At 74.2% G+C, this 19,451-nt stretch carries 2 protein-coding genes; both read left to right on the forward strand.

The genetic code is table 11. The annotated features are described in order from the left end of the window. Positions 1 to 61 precede the first annotated feature (61 nt). Entirely contained in the window at positions 62 to 14,878 is a 14,817-nt protein-coding gene (locus ACFYUZ_RS07090; protein ID WP_389306849.1) for an amino acid adenylation domain-containing protein, read from the forward strand. After that, positions 14,875 to 19,446, forward strand: coding sequence for an amino acid adenylation domain-containing protein (locus ACFYUZ_RS07095; RefSeq protein WP_389306850.1), 4,572 nt, complete (start codon positions 14,875 to 14,877; stop codon positions 19,444 to 19,446). Before ACFYUZ_RS07090 ends, ACFYUZ_RS07095 begins: the two co-directional genes overlap by 4 nt. The last annotated feature ends 5 nt before the right edge of the window (positions 19,447 to 19,451 follow it).

Raw genomic sequence — 19,451 nt, forward strand, 5'->3', positions numbered from 1 at the left:
GCCCTCAGGGCCACTCCGCCCGCCCGGGCTCCGAAACTCCACGCCGATGTGAGAACGGTCTATGTACGCAAACAATTCTGTCGTTGATGTCATCCGCCGCAACGTCTCCGAGCGCGGTGCCGACGCAAGCTACGAATTCCTCGCCGACGCCGGTGGCGTCGACACGAAGCTCAGCATGCTCGAGATCGACAGGCGTGCGCGGGCGATAGCCGTCTCCCTCCTGGAGCGGGCGAAGCCGGGCGCGCGGGTCATGCTGCTCTACCCACCGGGCGAGCATTTCGTCGTGGGCTTCGTGGCCACGCTGTACGCCGGCATGGTCGCCGTCCCGGTCTACCCGCCGGACCCGATGCGCGTCGCCCGTACGCTGCCCCGGCTGCGCGCGGTGGTGCAGAGCTCCCGCGCCGAGATCGTCCTCACGGACGGCCTGGTGCAGGCCTTCACCCGCGAGCTGTTCGAGCAGCAGGCGCCCGAGGTGGCCCGGCTGCCCTGGATCGTCACCGAGGAGGCGATGCTGGAGGGCGCCGACGACTGGCGCATGCCGGCCGTCGCCCCCGACTCGGTCGCCCTGCTCCAGTACACGTCCGGCTCCACCGGCACCCCGCGCGGCGTCGTGGTGACCCACGGGAACCTGCTGTCCAACGGCTCCGCGATCGCCGGCGCCTTCGGCCTCGCCGACGGCGACGTCGTCGCCTCGTGGCTGCCCTTCTACCACGACATGGGTCTGCTGGGCGGCGTCCTGCAGCCGATGCTGTCCGGCCTGTCCAACGTCCTGATGTCGCCGTTGGAGTTCATGCGCCGGCCGATGCGCTGGCTGGAGGCCATCTCCAGCCGCGGCGCGACCGTCAGCGGCGGCCCGAACTTCGCCTTCGACCTCTGCGTCAACAAGAGCACCCCCGCCGAGCGCGAGAACCTCGACCTGTCGTCCTGGCGGGTCGCCTTCTGCGGCGCCGAGCCGGTCCGCAACCGCACCCTGGAGCGCTTCGCCGACGCCTTCGCCGTCAGCGGCTTCGACCGGTCCGCGCTGCTGCCCTGCTACGGCCTCGCCGAGGCCACCCTGTTCGTCGCGGGCAGCGGCCGCGGCAACGGCGCGCACAGCCTCCGCGTCGACCGCCCCGCCCTGGAGCAGGGCCGCGCCGAGGAGCGCGCGGACGGCGACCACCTGGTCTCCTCCGGCGTCGTCGCCGACCGCCACGAACTCGCCGTCGTCGACCCGGAGTCCGGCGAGCGCGTCGCACCCGGCACGGTCGGCGAGCTGTGGGTGCGCGGCGCGTCCGTCGCCGCCGGCTACTGGGAGGACGAGGCCGCGACCGAGACGGCCTTCGGCGCCCGCCTGGCGGACGACCCGAAGCCGTACCTGCGCACCGGCGACCTCGGCTTCGTCCTCGACGAGCAGGTCTTCGTCACCGGACGCCTCAAGGAGATGATGGTCGTCCGCGGCCGCAACCTCTACGCGCACGACCTGGAGGAGACCGCCGTCGCGGCCTCTCCGCTCGCGCGCCCCGGCTGCGGCGCGGCGTTCTCGGTGGAGACCGCGGACGGCGAGGAGTGCGTGATCCTCCACGAGGTCGCCGTCTCCGCCACCGAGGAGGACCTCCCCGGGATCGCCGACGCGATCGCCGCGGCCGTCCAGCAGGAGCACGGCATCGCCCTGCACGACGTGGTCCTGCTCGCCGCCCGCAGCCTGGCCAAGACCTCCAGCGGCAAGATCCAGCGCCTGGCCGGCCGCACGGCGTACACCGCCGGGCAGGTCGAGGGCGAGATCTACCGCCGCTCCACCACCGCCGCCGCCCGCGGCGAGCGCCGCGAGCTCGCCCTGCCGTCGCGCGCCGAACTCCTCGCCCTCGCCCGCGAGGAGCGCGTCGACGCGATCGAGCGCGCCCTGAGCCTGGTCGGCCGGGGCGAGGGCGACGCGCCCGCCACGATGGTCGCCGACCTCGACCTCGACTCGCTGGCCGCGGTCGACCTCGCCTTCCGCATCGAGGAGCAGACCGGCGTCGTCACCGACCCGGGCCTGCTGCTCCAGCCGACGAGCCTGCGCGAGGTCGCGGTCGCCGTCGAGGAGCGCCTGGAATCCGCACCCGAGACGCCGGCCGGGCAGACCTCCGGGCAGCGCGGCGGAGCCGTACCGCTGTCGGCCGGTCAGCAGTCGCTGCTGTTCATGCGGGACCTCGAAGGCCCGGACTGCCGGCAGAACGTCTCCGTCGCGGTCCGGCTGTCGGAGCCGGTCGACGCCGGGGTGCTGGCCGCCGCCGTGCGCCACATCGGCACCCGCCACCCCATCCTCACCGCCGGTTTCGGCGTCGACGGCAGCCGCCGCGTGCAGCTCGTCGACCCCGCCAAGCCGTTCGAGCTCGACGTCGTCGACCTGACGGGCGAGACGGAGCAGGAGCTCCGGGCCCGCGTCGACGCGTGCGCCCTCGACCCCTTCGACATCGAGCACGGAGACGTCGCCCGCGCGAAGCTGTTCACCGGCTGCGGAGCGCCGGTCCTGGTGCTCGCGCAGCACCACGCCATCACGGACTTCTGGTCGGTGGTGACCCTGCTCGACGAGCTGACCACCGTCTACGGCGACCTGCTGCACGAGCGCACCCCCGAGCTTCCGCCGGCCGTCGGCTACGAGGAGTTCGTCCGCTGGCAGCAGGACTACGAGCGCTCCCCCCAGTGGCAGGCCGACGAGCGCTACTGGCTGGACCTCCTCGCCGGTGACGTCCAGGCGCCGTCGCTCCCCGTACGGGAGGTGCCGCAGCCGGACCAGGGCATCGCGAGCCACCGGGTGACGGTGGACGCCGACCTGCTCGCCGCGCTCGAAGGGATCGCCGGCGAGAGCGACACCACGGTCTTCTCGGTCCTGATGGCGGCCTTCGAGGTCCTCGTCGCCGCACACAGCGGCGCACGCGACTTCGTCGTCGGCGCCACCACGGCCGGCCGCCCGCAGGCCCGCTTCCGCAACACCCTCGGCTACTTCGCCAACACCATCCCGGTCCGCGCCGAGCCCGGCGCCCACCCGACCGTCACCGAGCTGATCCGCAGCACCGGACAGCAGCTGCGCCGCTCGCTCGGCCACCAGCACTTCCCGGTCAGCCGCCTCGTCGAGCTGCTGCGCGCCCAGGGCAACACCTCGGCCGCGATCAACACGGCGGTCGTCTTCGAGCGGCCGCACACCGCGATCGCCGACGACGTCACCTCGGTCCTCTTCGGCGCGGGCAGCGCCGGCGCGGCCCTCGGCGACCTCACCCTGGAGCCGTTCCCGGCCGGTGAGCTGGCCACCCAGTTCGACATCACCCTGCACGCGATCCCGGCCGACGGCGGCCTGCTCGCGCACATGCTGGTCCGCGCGGACCGCTTCGACGAGGCCCTCGCCGGGCAGCTGGGGGAGCAGTTCCTGGAGCTGCTCCGGCAGATCGTCGTCCACGGCGGTTCCCCGGTCTCCGCGCTGCGGCTGACCGGCGCGACCGAGTCCCTCGCCCGGGCCGGCGTACCCGCCCGCACCCAGGAGGGCGTCACCTCCGTCCACGAGCTGTTCGAGGCGACGGCCGACCGCACCCCCGACGCGACCGCCCTCGTGGCCGGCGCCGACGAGCTGACGTACGCCCAGGTGGAAGCCGCCGCGAACCGTCTCGCGCACCGGCTGCGGCAGGACGGCCTGCGTCCCGAGCAGACCGTCGGCCTCTGCCTGGAGCGCTCCCCCGAGCTGATCGTCGCGATGCTCGCGGTCATGAAGTCCGGGGCCGCGTTCGTCCCCCTGGACCCGACGCTGCCGCAGAACCGCCTCGCCGACATGGTCGGCGACGCCCGGTGCGAGCGGATCCTCTGCCACGGCGCGACCGCCGGGCTCGCGGCCTCCCTGGGCGAGGCGACCCGCGTCGACGAGGAGTCCGGCGCGGACCTCCCCGAGGACCGTCCCGCGCTCGCCGTCACCGGCGACAACCTCGCGTACGTCATCTTCACCTCGGGCTCCACCGGCCGCCCCAAGGGCGTGCAGATCGAGCACCGCTCGCTCGTCAGCTACGTGCTGTCCTTCCTCGACGCCTTCGACGTCGCCGAGGGCGACCGGGTGCTGCAGTTCGCCCCGCTCACCTTCGACCCCTGCCTGGAGGAGATCTTCTCCGCGTGGACCCGGGGCGCCGCCCTGGTGCTGCGCGACGAGTCGGTGCTCGGCTCGCCCGAGCTGTTCTGGGCCTGGTGCGAGGAGCAGCGCCTCAACCTCGTCGACATCCCCACGGCCTTCTTCCACGTCCTCGTCACCGCCCTGGAGTCCGGGGTGCGGGTGCCGCCGGCGCTGCGCTCGATCCTCATCGGCGGCGAGGCCGCGCACCCCGACAAGCTCGACCAGTGGTTCGCGGCCGACCGCGCCCACGTGGAGCTGTACAACCGCTGGGGCACCACCGAGACCACGGTGTGCTCGACCGTCGCCCACCTCGGCCCCGAGTCGGGCCGGGTCTCCCGCGCCCGTGACGTGTCCATCGGCGCCGACATGACCGACGCGGTCGTCCACGTCCTCGACGCCGAGCTGCGGCCCGTCGCCGACGGCGTCGTCGGCGAGGCGTACATCGGCGGCATCGGCGTCGGCCGCGGCTACGCCTCCGAGCCCCGCAAGACCGCCGAGCGCTTCGTCCCCGACCCGTTCGCGACCGAGCCGGGCCGCCGCCTGTACGCCACCGGCGACCTGGTGCGCCGCGCCGCCGACGGCGAGCTGCGCTACGTCGGCCGCGCCGACCAGCAGGTCAAGGTGCGCGGCTACCGCATCGAGCTCGGCGAGGTCGACGTGGTGCTGCGCCGGCACCCCGAGGTCGCCGAGGCGGCCGTGGTCGCCACCCGCGGCGCGGGCGAGACCGAGCTGATCGCCGCCGTCACCGGCGCGGACGTCAGCACCGACGGGCTGCGCGACTGGCTCAACCGCGAGCTGCCCAGCTACATGGTCCCGAGCCGCCTCCTCGTCCTGGACGCCATCCCGCTCACCTCGAACGGCAAGGTCGACGCGCACGCCCTGCGCGAGCTGGCCCTCGACGTGTCCCGCTCGGCCGGGGCGGCCGACATGTCGCCGATGGAGAGCAGGCTCGCCGCCCTCTGGTGCGAGGTGCTCGAAGTCGCCGGGGTCGGTCCCGACGAGGACTTCTTCGCGCTCGGCGGCCACTCGCTGCGCGCCGCCGATCTGAACACCCGGGTGCGCCGCGAGTTCGGCGTCCAGCCGCCGCTGCGGATGTTCTTCGAGTCCGTCACCGTCCGCGCCCAGGCGGCGCGGATCGCCGAACTGGCCGCCGCCGAGCCGGTGGAGACCGGGAGCGCGGCGGACGCCGCCACCGAGGTCGAGCCCACCCTGTCGCTGGGCCAGCGCCGCCTGTGGTTCCTGGAGAAGTTCGCCCCGGGCTCCCGCGCCTACGTCGTGCCGGGTGTGCTCCGGCTCTACGGCGAGCTCGACCGGGACGTCCTGCGCGGCGCGCTCGACGCGATCGTCGAGCGGCACCCGGCGCTGCGCACCGGCTTCAAGGACGAGGGCGGCCGGCCCGTGCCCTTCGTGCACACCGGCCTGACCTGCCCCTTCGAGGTCATCGACCGGACGTCGGCCGAGCCCGCCCGCCGCGAGGCGGAGCTCTCCGAGCTCGTCGGCGAGCACGTGCGGCAGCTCTTCGACCTCGACACGCCGCCGCTGATGCGCGCCGCCCTGGTGCAGTTCGGGCCCGACGAGCACGCCCTGCTCCTGGCCTTCCACCACATCGTCTCCGACGGCCGCTCGATGGAGGTCATCGCCGGAGAGCTGGCCGAGCTGTACGCGCACGGTGCCGGCACCGGTGCCGGCGAGCCGCCCGCGGTCGTCCACCAGTACGCCCGGTGGGCCCTCGACGAGGGCGCCCGGCTCGACTCCGCGGAGGGCCGGCAGGGCCTGGCCTTCTGGTCCGGGCACCTCGCCGGCGCGCCGCTCGCCCTCGACCTGCCCTTCGACCGGACCCGGCCGGCCGTGCAGACCTTCGACGGCGCACGCGTCCCGCTGGCCCTCGGCCAGGCCGACTCGGACCTGCTGCGCTCCCTCGCCCGCGACCAGCAGGCGACCGTCTTCATGACGCTGGCCGCCTGCCTGTCCTCGACGCTCTCCCGGCTGACCGGCCAGGAGCGGGTGGTCGTCGGCGTCCCCGACGCCAACCGCCCGGGCGACGGCGCCTACGACGACGTCGTCGGCTTCTTCGTGAACACCGTCCCGCTCTGCTTCGAGGCGCCCGGCGGCGCCACCGGCCGCGACCTCGTCGCCCGGGCCCGCGCCACCACCCTGGAGGCGATGCCGCACAAGTGGGTGCCGTTCTCCGCGATCGTCGAGGCGAGCGGCCAGGACCGCGACCCCAGCCGCAGCCCGCTCTTCCAGGTGATCCTGGACGTCCGCAGCGGCGCCCTGCCCTCGCCGGCCCTGCCCGGCCTGCGGGTCGAGACCGCTCCGCTGTACACCGGCACCGCCAAGACCGACCTGACCTTCGAGATCACCGACGACGGCGGCCCGCTGACGGGCTGGCTGGAGTTCAACACGGACCTCTTCCGGCCCGAGACCGCGCAGCTCGTCGCCCGGCTGTTCGCCGAGACGGCCCGCGCGATGGGGCAGCGCCCGGACGAGCGCGTCGAGACCCCCTCGGCGGCCGCGGCCCTCGGCCACTGGCCGGCCGGGACCGGCGCGGAGCGGCACCCCGACACGTTCTGGGCGCAGTTCGAGCGCGCCGTCGACAGCCGCGCCGACGCGATCGCCCTGGAGGGCGCCGACAGCGCGCTGACCTACGGCGAGCTGCGCGACCGGGTCGAGCAGGTCGCCCGGGTGATCGCCGACCGGTTCGCCGTGCGCCCCGGCGACGTCGTCGCCGTGGCGGTCGAGCCGTCCGTCGAGGCGGTCGTCGCCGTCCTCGCGGCGCAGCGCTGCGGAGCGGCGTACCTGCCGATCGACCCCGCCTACCCGGCCGAGCGCAAGGACTTCATGCTGGCCGACTCGGGGGCGCGCGGTCTGGTGACCCGCGAACTCGTCGAGGAGGCGCTGCGCGAGGCACCGGACGGGGCCGTGGCGCTGCCGCAGGCCGACCCGGACGCTCCCGCGTACCTCCTGTACACCTCGGGCTCCACCGGCCGTCCCAAGGGCGTCCTCGTCTCCCACCGTTCGCTCGCCAACCTCACGGCGGCCCAGGCGCACGTCTTCGGGATCGACGCCGGCTCGCGCATGCTCCAATTCGCCAGCCTGAGCTTCGACGCCTCCGTCTGGGAGATCTTCTCCACCCTCGCCGCGGGCGGCACCCTGTGCGTCGTCGGCCGTGAGCACGCCCTCGTCGGCGAGGCCCTGGCCGACGTCCTGGCCGAGCGCGCCATCGGCGTCTGCCTGCTGCCGCCGTCGGTGATCGCCTCCCTGCCCGTCCGTGAACTGCCGCTCCTGAAGACCCTGGTGTCGGGCGGCGAGGCCTGCCGCCCCGAGCTGGTCGAGCGGTGGCAGCCGGGCCGGCGCTTCGTCAACGCGTACGGCCCCACCGAGTGCACCGTCGCCATCACGGCCGCCGCCCTCGAACCGGGGCAGCCCGCCTCGCTGGGCGCGGTCCTGCCGGGCGGCACGGCGTACGTCCTGGACGCGGACCTGCGGCCGGTGGTCGCCGGCGCGGTCGGCGAGCTGTACGCCGGCGGCGCCGGTCTGGCCCTCGGCTACCACGGCCGGCCCGCGCTGACCGCCGGACACTTCCTGCCCGACCCGTTCTCCGCCGTCCCCGGCGCCCGCATGTACCGCACGGGCGACCTCGTCCGGCTGCGCGCCGACGGGACCCTGGACTACTGCGGCCGCGGCGACAGCCAGATCAAGCTGCGCGGCTACCGCGTCGAGCCCGCCGAGATCGAGTCGGTGCTGCTCGCCCTGGCCGGGGTGACGCAGGCCGTGGTGCGGGGCCTCGACGGCGTCCTGGTGGCCCACGTCGAGACCGCCGACCCGGAGCTGACCCCGCAGGCGCTGGCGAAGCTGTGCGCGGCGGAACTGCCGCCGCACATGGTCCCCGCCGCGTTCGTGGCCTCCGCGGAACTGCCCCGCCTGCCCGGCGGAAAGATCGACCCGAGCCGTCTCGGCCGGCCGCGCCGCGCCGACTTCGCGCACGCCGACTTCGCCGAGCCGGAGACGGAGACCGAGCGGACCGTCGCCCGGGTCTGGGCGCAGGTCCTCGACGTCGACGCGGTCGGCGCCGGCGACGACTTCTTCACCATCGGCGGCCACTCCCTGCTCGCCACCGTGATCACCTCGCAGGTGGGCGAGGAGCTGGGCCGCGAGGTCCCGCTGCGCGCCCTGTTCGAGGCGCCCGTGCTCCGCGACTACGCCGCGCTGTGCGACGCCGCCGCCGCCCGGGACGCCTCCGAGGGGATCGCGGACCACGCCGCCGACGGCGGCGACGCGCCGCTGTCGGTGATGCAGGAACGCCTCTGGCTCCTGGAGGAGATCGAGAACGGCTCCGGCCAGAACGCCCTCACCGGCCGCTACCACCTGGCCGGCGCGATCCGGCTCACCGGCGCGCTCGACGAGGCCGCGCTCCAGCGGGCCGTCGGCCGCCTGGTCGAGCGGCACACCACGCTGCGCACGGTCGTCGCCCACCGGGACGGCGTCCTGACGCAGTCCGTCCTCGACAGCGCCGACGTCACCCTGGCGCGCACCGCGCTGACCGGCGTCACCGCCGAGGAGCGGGTCTCCGAGGCCCTCGCCCTGGTGGAGCGCGAGGCCGCGGAGCCGATGGACCTGTCGGCCGGCCCGCTGCTGCGGGTCCGGCTCCTCGACCTCGGCCACGACGACGCCGTCCTCGTGCTGACGCTGCACCACATCGTCGGCGACGGCTGGTCGATGGAGATCCTCAAGCGGGACCTGACGCACTTCTACGCGGAGGAGACCGGCCACGAGCCCGCCGCCCCGCTGCCGCCGCTCCCGGTCACGTACGAGCAGTTCTCCCGCTGGCAGCGCCGGCAGCTGGACTCCGGCGCGCTCGACGCCTCCGTCGCGTACTGGTGCGAGCAGCTCGACGGGCTGCCCTCGCTGACCCTCCCGATCGCCCGCTCCGGCTCCGCCCCGGCGGACGACGAGAAGAGCCACCGGGTGCGGGCGACCGTCACGCCGGAGCTGCGCGAGGCGATGGAGCGGCTCGCCGCCGGATCCGGGGCGACGCTGTTCATGGTCCTCGCCGCCACCCTCCAGCTCACCCTGGGACGGCTGGCCGGCCAGCGCGACTTCGCGATCGGCGTGCCCATCGCGGGCCGCCGCCACCGCGAGGTGGAGGACCTGATCGGCTTCTTCATCAACTCGCTGGTGCTGCGCGCCGACCTGTCCGGCGACCCGACCTTCGCCGAGCTGCTCGACCGGGTCCGCACGACCACCCTCGACGCGTACGAGCACCAGGACGTCCCGTTCGAGACGCTGGTCGGAAAGCTGGCCCCCGAGCGCGACCTGAACACCACGCCGCTCTTCCAGGTCTACCTGAACCTGCTCAACATCCCGCCGCACCGGTCCGAGCTGCCGGGCATCGAGGTCGACACCTTCGCGGTCCCCGACCTCGGCGCCAAGTTCGACCTCACCTTCTACGTCGACCCCGCGGGGCCGGGCCTCTCGCTGGACCTGATGTACGCCGGCGAGCGGTTCGACGAGGCCACCACGCGGGAGCTGCTCGCCCAGTGGATCCGGGTCATCGAGCAGGCCGTCGCCGACAGCGGCAGCCCCATCGACGCCCTGCGGCTCGACACGCCGCAGGCCCGCCGCGAGCTGCCCGACCCGGCCGCGCCGCTGGACACCACCTGGTACGGGTCGGTGGTCGAGCAGTTCGAGCGGCTGGCCGCCCGTGAGCCGCAGCGGATCGCGATCAGCGAGCCGGGCCAGGAGCTCACCTACGGCGACCTCGCCTGGGCGACGGCCGCCATGTCCGGGCTGCTGAACCAGCAGGGCGTCGCCAAGGGCGACGTGGTCGCCATCTACGGCGAGCGCAGCGCCTCCCTGGTCTGGGCGATCCTGTCGGTGATGCGCGCCGGAGCCTCGTTCGCCATCCTCGACCCGAGCTACCCGGCCGACCGCATCGCCGACTGCCTGGCGGTGGCCCGCCCGAGCGCCTTCCTCCAGCTGGAGGGGGCCGGTGCCGTGCCGCTCGCGGTGGACACCGCGCTCCAGGCGCACTCCCTGCGCTGCCGCTTCGAGCTGCCGTCCCGCCTCGCGGACGCCCGGCACCTGGTGCCGCAGGGCGCCGAACCGGCCGAGGCGGTCCAGGTGGGCCCGCGGGACTGCGCGTACATCGCGTTCACCTCGGGCTCCACCGGCAAGCCGAAGGGCATCCGGGGCGCGCACGGCTCCCTGACCCACTTCGTGCCGTGGATGGTGGAGACCTTCGGGCTCCGCGAGACCGACCGCTACAGCCTGCTCTCCGGCATCAGCCACGACCCGCTGCACCGCGAGGTGTTCACGCCGCTGGTCACGGGCGCCACGATCTGCGTGCCCGACCGCCTCGACGTCGAGACCCCGGGCCGGCTGGCCCAGTGGTTCCGCACGGCCCAGGTCTCGGTCAGCCACATGACGCCCCCGATGGCGCGGCTCTTCGACCAGCTGTCGGTCGCCCCGGGCACGCTGCCGCTCCTGGAGCGGGTCTTCTTCCTCGGCGACACGCTGACCAGCCGTGACGTACGGGCGATCACCCGCATGGCGGGCTCGGCGACCTGCGTCAACCTGTACGGCTCGACCGAGACGCAGCGCGCGGTCGGCTACTACGTGGTCCCCGCCGCCCACGGCACCGCCGAGACCGACCCCGGGGTCACGTACCCCCTCGGCCGCGGCATGAAGGACGTCCAGCTCCTCGTCCTCAACGAGGCCGGCCGGCAGGCCGGCGTCGGCGAGCCGGGCGAGATCGTCATCCGCTCCCCGCACCTCTCGCTCGGCTACGCCGACGAGCAGCTCAACGCCGTCAAGTTCGTGCGCAACCCGTTCGGCACGTCCGACGACGACCGCATGTACCGCACCGGCGACCTCGGCCGCTACCTCGCCGACGGCTCCGTCACCCCGCTCGGCCGCGCCGACAACCAGGTGAAGATCCGCGGCTACCGCGTCGAGACCGACGAGGTGCAGCACGTGATCTGCTCCGCGCCGGAGGTCCAGGACGCCCTGGTCATGGCCCGCGCCGACGCCAGCGGCGAGACCGCGCTCGTCGCCTACGTGGTGGCCAGGCCCGGCCAGAAGGTGGCCGGCAACGAGCTGAAGGGGTACGTCCGCAAGCGGCTGCCGGACTACATGGTCCCGGCGTTCGTCGTGGTCCTCGACGCCTTCCCGCTCACGCCGAACCGCAAGATCGACCGTGCGGCGCTGCCGGAGCCCTCCGCGGCGACCGGCGTCCACGAGGACGGACCGCGCACCCCGCTGACGCCCACCGAGGAACTGGTGGCCGGCCTGTGGCAGGACGTGCTCGGCGCCCACCAGGTGGGTCCCGAGGACAACTTCTTCAACCTCGGCGGACACTCGCTGATGGCGACCCAGGTCGTGTCCCGGATCCGCCGGGTCTTCGGCTGCGAGATCGCGCTGCGCACCCTGTTCGAGAAGCAGACCGTGCGGGACCTCGCCGCCCACATCGACGGAGTCGCCGGCGCCGCCGCCGTCGCCGCGCCGATCACCGCCCTGCCCCGCACCGGCGCCCTGCCCGCCTCGTACGGCCAGGAACGCCTGTGGGTCCTCGACCAGCTGGAGGGCGACACCGGCGCCTACAACAGCCCGACGGTCGTGCGGATGCGCGGCCCGCTGGACACCGAGGCGCTGGCCGCCACCCTGGACGAGCTGGTCGACCGGCACGAGGTGCTGCGCACCCGGATCGTCATGGACGACGGCCGGGTCGGCCAGATCGTCGAGCCGGCCGGCGAGGTCACCATGCCGCTCACGGTCGTCGACCTGAGCGACGAGCCGCGGGAGGACGCCGAGCAGCGCATGTGGCAGCTCGTCGACGAGGCCGCCCGGCACCGCTTCGACCTGGCCCAGGCGCCGCTGGAGCAGGCCACCCTGATCCGGCTCTCCGACGAGGACCACGTCTTCGTCCTCACCGTGCACCACGTCGTCGCCGACGGCTGGGGCCTGCAGATCGTGGTCCGCGACTTCGCGGCCCTCTACCAGGCGCGACGCCAGGGAACGGCCTCGCCGCTGCCCGAGCTGGAGGTGCAGTACGCCGACTGGTCGAGCTGGCAGCGCGACCGGGTCGAGGGCGGCGACTACCAGGGGCAGCTGGACTTCTGGTGCGAGACGCTGGCCGAGCCGGCGTCCGTGCTGGAGTTCCCCGCGCAGAAGCCGAGGCCCGCCGCGATGACCAACCGCGGCCTGACGGTCCGCCGGATCCTCGACGCCGAACTGGTCAACGGGGTCCGGCACGTGGGCCGCGAGCACAACGCGACCCTGTTCATGACCCTCCTCGCGGCCTTCAACGCCCAGCTGCACCGCTACAGCGGCGCGGCGGACATCGCGGTCGCCACCCCGGTGGGCACCCGCTCGGTCGAGATCGAGGACGTGGTCGGGTTCTTCGTGAACACGATCGTCTTCCGCAACAAGCTCTCCGCGGAGGAGTCCTTCACCGAGCTGCTCGAACGCGTCCGCTCGACGACCCTGGCGGCCTACGCCAACCAGGACGTCCCCTTCGACCGGGTCGTGGACGCGCTCCAGCCGAACCGCGACCTGAGCGTGAGCCCGCTCTTCCAGGTCATGTTCACCCTGCACAACGCGCCCTACTCGGAGATCGACCTCGGCGACCTCAGGCTGGAGCGGCTGCACGCCCCGGTCGGCACCGCCAAGTTCGACCTCAGCCTCGACCTGGCCGAGGAGAAGGACGGCCTGCACGCCACCCTGGAACTCAACGCCGACCTGTTCGACGCCGAGACCGGCGAGCAGCTCCTCGACCACTTCGAGGCCCTGCTCGGCAGCATCACCGCCGCCCCGACGCGGGCCGTGGCCGACCTGGAACTGCGCTCGGCCGCCGAGGCCGCGGCCCAGGACGCCCTGAGCGCCGGACCGGCCGCCCTCACGCCGAGGACCACCGCCGAGGCGCTCGAACACTGGGCGCGGCACACCCCGGACGCCCCCGCCGTCGTCGACGGCACCACCGTCTGGACCTACCGGGAGCTGCGGGACCGCGTCGCGGCGCTCGCCGAGCGGCTGACCTCGGCGGCCACCGGCCCCGAGCCGGCCGTGGTGGTCTGCGCCGAGCGCTCCGCCCGGCACATCGCCGCCGCCCTCGCCTGCGGCGCGGCCGGCGCCACGTACGTGCCGGTCTCCCCGGCCGTGCCGGACCGGCGGATCGCCACGATCCTCGACCGGCTCGGCGAGGTCGTCGCGGTCACCGACGACGAGCACGCGGAGCGGATCGCCGCCCTGCTCGGCGACGGCAAGGCCCGCGGCAGCCACCTCGTCCTCGACGACTCCACCGCGGACCGTCCGCTCGACGCCTCCGGCGCGCACCCGAACCGGCGCGCGTACGTCATCTTCACCTCCGGTACGACCGGTGAGCCCAAGGGCGTGGAGATCGAGCAGGCCGGACTCCTGGGCCACCTCGAACTGATGGCCCACGACCTGGAGCTGACCTCGGGCGACGTCGTGGCCCAGACCGCCTCGCAGTCCTTCGACATCTCCGTCTGGCAGATGCTCGTCGCGGTCATGCGCGGCGCGACCACGGTGGTCAGCCCCGACGCCACCAGCCGCGACGCCGAGGCGCTGCTCGCCCTCGTCCGGGAGCGCGGTGTCACCGTGCTCCAGCTGGTGCCCGGCATGATCAGGGCGCTGCTCGACCACGCGGCGGGCGGCGACCTGGCGAGCCTCCGGTTCCTGATCGCCACGGGCGAGGCGCTGCCGCCGGACCTCGCGGCGGACTGGCTGCGCCGCTTCCCCGGGATCCCGATGGTCAACGCCTACGGCCCCGCGGAGTGCTCGGACGACACCCACCTCGCGGTGCTGTCCACGCCGCCGCCGGCGGACCGCCCGGTCCCGCTCGGCAGCCCCGTCGCCGGCGTCACCTCGTACGTCCTCGACGCGCAGGGACGGCGCGTGCCGTTCGGCGTGCCGGGCGAGCTCGCCATCGGCGGTCCGGTGGTCGGCCGCGGCTACCTCGGTGACCCGAAGGCCACCGCGGACCGCTTCGTCCCCGACCCGTACGCGACGGTCCCCGGCGCCCGGCTCTACCGCACCGGCGACCGGGTGAGGCTGCACGCCGACGGCCGGCTCGAGTTCCTCGGCCGCCTCGACGACCAGCTGAAGATCCGCGGCTTCCGCATCGAGGCCGGCGAGGTCGAGACGGCGCTGTGCGAGCTGCCGGCCGTACGGGAGGCGGCGGTCGTCCTGCGCGACTGCGACGGCGAACCCACCCTGGTCGCCTGCGTGGTCGGCACCGAGCACGACCCGGCCGTCCTGGCCGCCGCGCTCGGCACCCGCCTGCCGCGCTACATGGTCCCCACCGGCTACGTCTTCGCCGACCGGCTGCCGCGCAACGCCAACGGCAAGGTGGACCGGAACGCCCTCCAGCGCGACGAGGTCACCGTCGAGCGGGTCCGGCAGCGCTTCGAGGCGCTGTCCGGCCCCACCGAGCGGCTCGTGGCCTCGGTCTTCGAGGAACTGCTCGGCACCCCGGCGGTCGGCGCGCTGGACGACTTCTTCACCCTGGGCGGCCACTCGCTGCTCGCCACCCGTCTGGTGGCCGAACTGGCCGCGCAGACGGACATCGAACTGCCGCTGCGCACCGTCTTCGAGCAGCCCACCGTGCGCGGTGTCGCACAGGCCCTGGAGGAGCTCCAGATGGCCGGGCTGAGCGAGGCCGAGCTCCTCGAACTCGAGGTGCTGCTCGACGGTGTGACCGACGACCAGGCCCGCGAGCTGCTCGCGGCCGGCGAGGAGAGGGACGCATGATCGGGGAAGTCTCCACCAAGCGGGAGGCCGTCAAGGGCCTCTCCGCGGCCAAGCGGGAGCTGATGGCCCAGCTCCTGCTCGCCCGCGGCAAGCAGCGGGCGGCGGCGCGCACCATCCGCCGCCGCGACCCCGCGGCGCCCGTCCTGCTCTCCCGCGGCCAGGAGCAGCTGTGGGTCGCCGAGTCCCTCGCGGACGGCCGCCCGCTGTACAACGTGCCGTACGGCGTGCGGATGCGCGGCGCGCTCGACGTCGCCGCGCTGCGCACCGCGCTCGACGGGCTCGTCGCCCGGCACTCGGTCCTGCGCACCGTCTACCGGCAGCTGCCGGACGGCGGCCTGGAGCAGGTCGTGCGGGAGGCCGAGCCGGTGCCGCTGCCGGTCGAGGAGACCGGCGGCGAGGAGGCCGCGATGGCCGCCGCGCAGCGCGAGGCGGCCCGGCCGATCGACCTGGCCGCCGGGCCCGTGATGCACGGCCGGCTGTTCCGGATCGCCGCCGACGACCACCTGCTCGCGCTGGTCGTGCACCACATCGCGACCGACGCCTGGTCGGTGGGCGTCCTCCTGGAGGACCTCGCGGAGCTGTACGACGCGGCCCGCGAGGGCCGCTCGCCCCGGCTGCCCGAGCTCGGCATCGACTACGCCGACGCGGCCGTGCACGAGCGGGCCCAGGAGCCCGCGGACTACAACTGGCTGGTCGCGCAGTGGCGCGAGCAGCTGGCCTGGGCCCAGCCGCTCGGCCTGTCGGCGAGCGGCGACCGGGGCACGGCCCGCACCGGGCGGCGCATCCGCTGCCAGTGGGACGGGCAGTTCGGCCGCGAGCTCCAGCGTGCCGCCGAGACGCACCGCACGACCGCGTTCAACGTGATGCTCAGCGCGTTCGCGGTGCTCCTGCACCGGTACACGGGCACCTCCCGGTTCGCCATCGGCACGGTCATGGCCAACCGGAACCGGCAGACCGAGCGGCTGGTCGGCTACTTCGCGAACACCGTTCCCGTCGTCGCCGACCTGTCCGCCGGGGCCGGCACCCTGGGCGACGTGCTCGCCGGGATCACCCGCGAGTCGCTGTGGGCCCAGGAGCACCAGATCCCCTTCGACGTGCTGGTCGACAAGGTCGCGCCGCAGCGGACCCTGGCCGAGAGCCCGCTCTTCGAGGCCATGTTCGTCTTCAACAACGGTCCCGGCCACGAGATGCGGCTGCGCGACCTGTCGCTGACCCCCACCCATCTGCACTCCGGCACCGCCAAGTTCCCGCTGGACCTGTCCTGCGCGGTGACGGACGACGAGGTCATGGTGTCGCTGGAGTTCGACGAGTCGGTGATCGACGCCGACGCCGCCGAGCGCCTGCTCGGCCACTACCGGCGACTGCTCACCGGACTGTGCGAGACCCCGGACGTCCACGTCGACAACGCGGACCTGCTCACCCCGGCCGAGTGGGAGCTCGTCGTCGACGAGTGGAACCGCACGGGGGAGGAGTACCCCGAGGACGCCACCGCGCACGGCCTGTTCGAGCAGTGGGCGGACGTGGACCCGGGCGCCACGGCCGTGGTCTGCGGCGACGAGGCGGTCGACTACGCCGAACTCGACGCCCGCGCCAACCGCCTCGCCCACCTGCTCATCGAGCGGGGCGCCGGCCGCCACGAGCGCGTCGGCGTCTGCCTGGAGCGCGGCATCGACCTGGTCGTCACCCAGCTCGCCATCGCCAAGGCCGGCGCGGGCTACGTGCCGCTGGACCCGGGCTACCCGGCCGAGCGCCTCCAGTGGATGCTGGCGGACTCCGGCGCCCGCCTGGTCGTCACCCGTGACGACCGGCTCGCCGGCGACGGCGTCACGGCCGTCGACCCGTCCTCCGCCGGGGACCTCCCCGCGACCCGGCCGGAGCGCGAGGTCCGCCCGGACGACCTGCTGTACCTGATCTACACCTCGGGCTCGACCGGTCTGCCCAAGGGCGTGCTGCTCGACCACCGGGGCCGCGTCAACAACTTCACCGACTTCAACCGGCGCTTCCTGGTCGGCCCCGGTGACAAGGTCTTCGGCGTCTCGGCGCTGGCCTTCGACATGAGCGCGTACGACGTGTTCGGCACGCTCATGGCCGGCGCGACCGTGGTCTTCCCGACGCCCGAGGACGAGCGCTCGCCGCACCGCTGGATCGAGACGATCGAGCGCGAGTCCGTCACCGTGTGGCACTCGGTCCCCGCCCTGTTCGGCCTGCTCGTCGAGGAGGCCGAGGTGCGCGGCGGCGAGCGGCTGCCGATCCGGCTGGTGCTGCTCGGCGGCGACTGGATCCCGCTGGCGCTGCCGCAGCGCGGCGCGGCCCAGCTCGTCGAGTCGGCGCAGCTGGTCAGCATGGGCGGCGCCACCGAGGTCTCCATGGACTCGACGATCCACCTGATCGGCGAGGTCCTGCCGGAGCAGCGCAGCATCCCGTACGGCGTCCCGATGGCGAACCAGACCTCGTACGTCCTCGACGCCTCGCTGTCCCCGCTGCCCGTCGGCGTCCCCGGCGAGCTGTACCTCGGCGGTGTCGGCGTCGGCTGGGGCTACCACAACCGGCCCCGGCTGACCGGCGAGAAGTTCCTGCCGGACCCGTTCAGCCCGCTGCCCGGCGCGCGGATGTACCGCACGGGCGACCGGGCCCGCTGGATGCCGGACGGCAATCTGGAGCTCCTCGGCCGCATCGACTTCCAGATCAAGATCAACGGCTACCGGGTGGAGACCGGCGAGATCGAGGCGGCCCTGCGGGAGGTGATCGGCGGCGGTTCCTGCCTGGTCGCGGCGCACGGCCCGCGCGACGGCGCGAAGACGCTCGTCGCCTACCTGGTGGCGCCGACCGGCGGGGAGATCCCCGAGGACGCCGAGCTCAAGCGGCAGCTGGCGGAGCGGCTGCCCCAGCACATGGTGCCCGCCTCGTTCGTCCGCATGGACGCCTTCCCGCTGACCCACAACGGCAAGATCAACCGCCGCGAGCTGCCGGCGCCCACGGTCGCCGCCGTCACCGGACGGGCCGCGGGCACCGACACCGAGCGGGCCCTGGTGGAGTTGTGGCGCGAGGCGCTGGGCCGCGACGACGTCCCGGCCGACGTCGGCTTCTTCACCCTGGGCGGCAACTCCATCGCCGTCATCCGCATGGTCAGCGCGGCCCGCCGCGCGGGCCTGGAGATGACCCCGCGCATGGTCTTCGCCCACCAGACGGTCGAGTCGCTCGCGAAGGCGATCGACGAGCGGGAGGCCGCCCCGGCCGCCGGGCCCGCCCGGCCCCGTCCCGCCGGACCGGCGGTGACGCCCGGCCAGCAGCACATGCTGGACGTCCTGGAGAACGACTGGGTGCCGGGCCTGTACCAGATGCAGTCCACCACCGAGCTGCCCTTCGAGATCGACCCGGACGGCTTCCGTGCCGCCTGGCAGGCGCTCGGCGACCGCCACCCCGCCCTGCGCACCGGCTTCCGGCGCGACGGCGACGGCGCCTGGGTCCCGGTCGTCGCCGACGAGCTCGCCCCGGTGATCGAGGTCCTCGACTGGAGCGACCACGAGCCGGACGCGGTCGCCGACGAGCTGATCGCCCTCCTGGAGGCCGAGCGGGCCACGCCCTTCGACGTCTCCGAGCCGCCCCTGTGGCGGGTGTGGCTGGTGCGCGGCCGGAACACCTGGTGGCTGGGCCAGATCCAGAGCTACCTGCTGGCCGACGGCTGGTCGAACCTGGTGCTGCTCGACGAACTCCTCGCGCTCTACGTCGCCGCCCTCGAAGGACGGGACGCCGGCCTCCCGCCGGTCCCCGAGCTCGACGCCGAGCACACCGACCCGGAGGCGGACACCGCCTTCTGGCGGGACCAGCTGGCCGGGGCCCTCCCGACCCGGCTGGCGGCGGAGCCGGGCCTCCTCGGCCCGTCCCGCTTCGCCCGGGTGGCCGGCCGGCTCGACCCGGCGGTCGCCCAGGCGCTGCGCGAGCGGGCCGCCGAGCACGGCCACACCTTCTCCACCCTGGCCTGCGCCGGCTGGTCGCTCCTCGCGGCCGCGCGCCTGGAGCGCGCCGACGTCACGGTCGGCGTGGTCTCGGCGGGACGCGACCGGGCCGTCGACGGCCTGGAGCGCGCGGTCGGCCTGTTCATCGCCGCCCTGCCCGTACGGGTGGAGATCGACCGGGACGAGAGCCTGACCGCCCTGTTCGACCGCTTCCAGCTGGCCCGCGTCGAGGGCGCCGAGCACACCTCGGTCCCCACCGGCACGCTCCAGCGGATGGGGGCCGGCGAAGGACCGCTGTTCGACTCGGTCGTCGTCGTCGCCAACTATCCGGTCTCCTCGGCGCTCCGTGCCCAGCAGGCCGCGAGCGTCCACGAGGGCGCCGAGAGCGACGGCACCCGCAACCAGACCGAGTTCTCGCTCCGCCTCGACGTCACCGACGACGCCGAACCCCGTATCGCCCTGTCGTACTACGGCGACCGCGTCGCCGACACCGACGCCCGGCAGCTGCTCGACGACTACCTCGCGCTGCTCGCCTCCGTCGCCCGTACACCTGCCGCCACCGTCGGCCAGGTGCTCCCGCTCGCCCCCCACTCGATTGGAGACCCCCGATGACGGTC

It is taken from the genome of Streptomyces sp. NPDC004266 (genome assembly GCF_042874095.1).
In the GTDB taxonomy this organism is placed as follows: domain Bacteria; phylum Actinomycetota; class Actinomycetes; order Streptomycetales; family Streptomycetaceae; genus Streptomyces.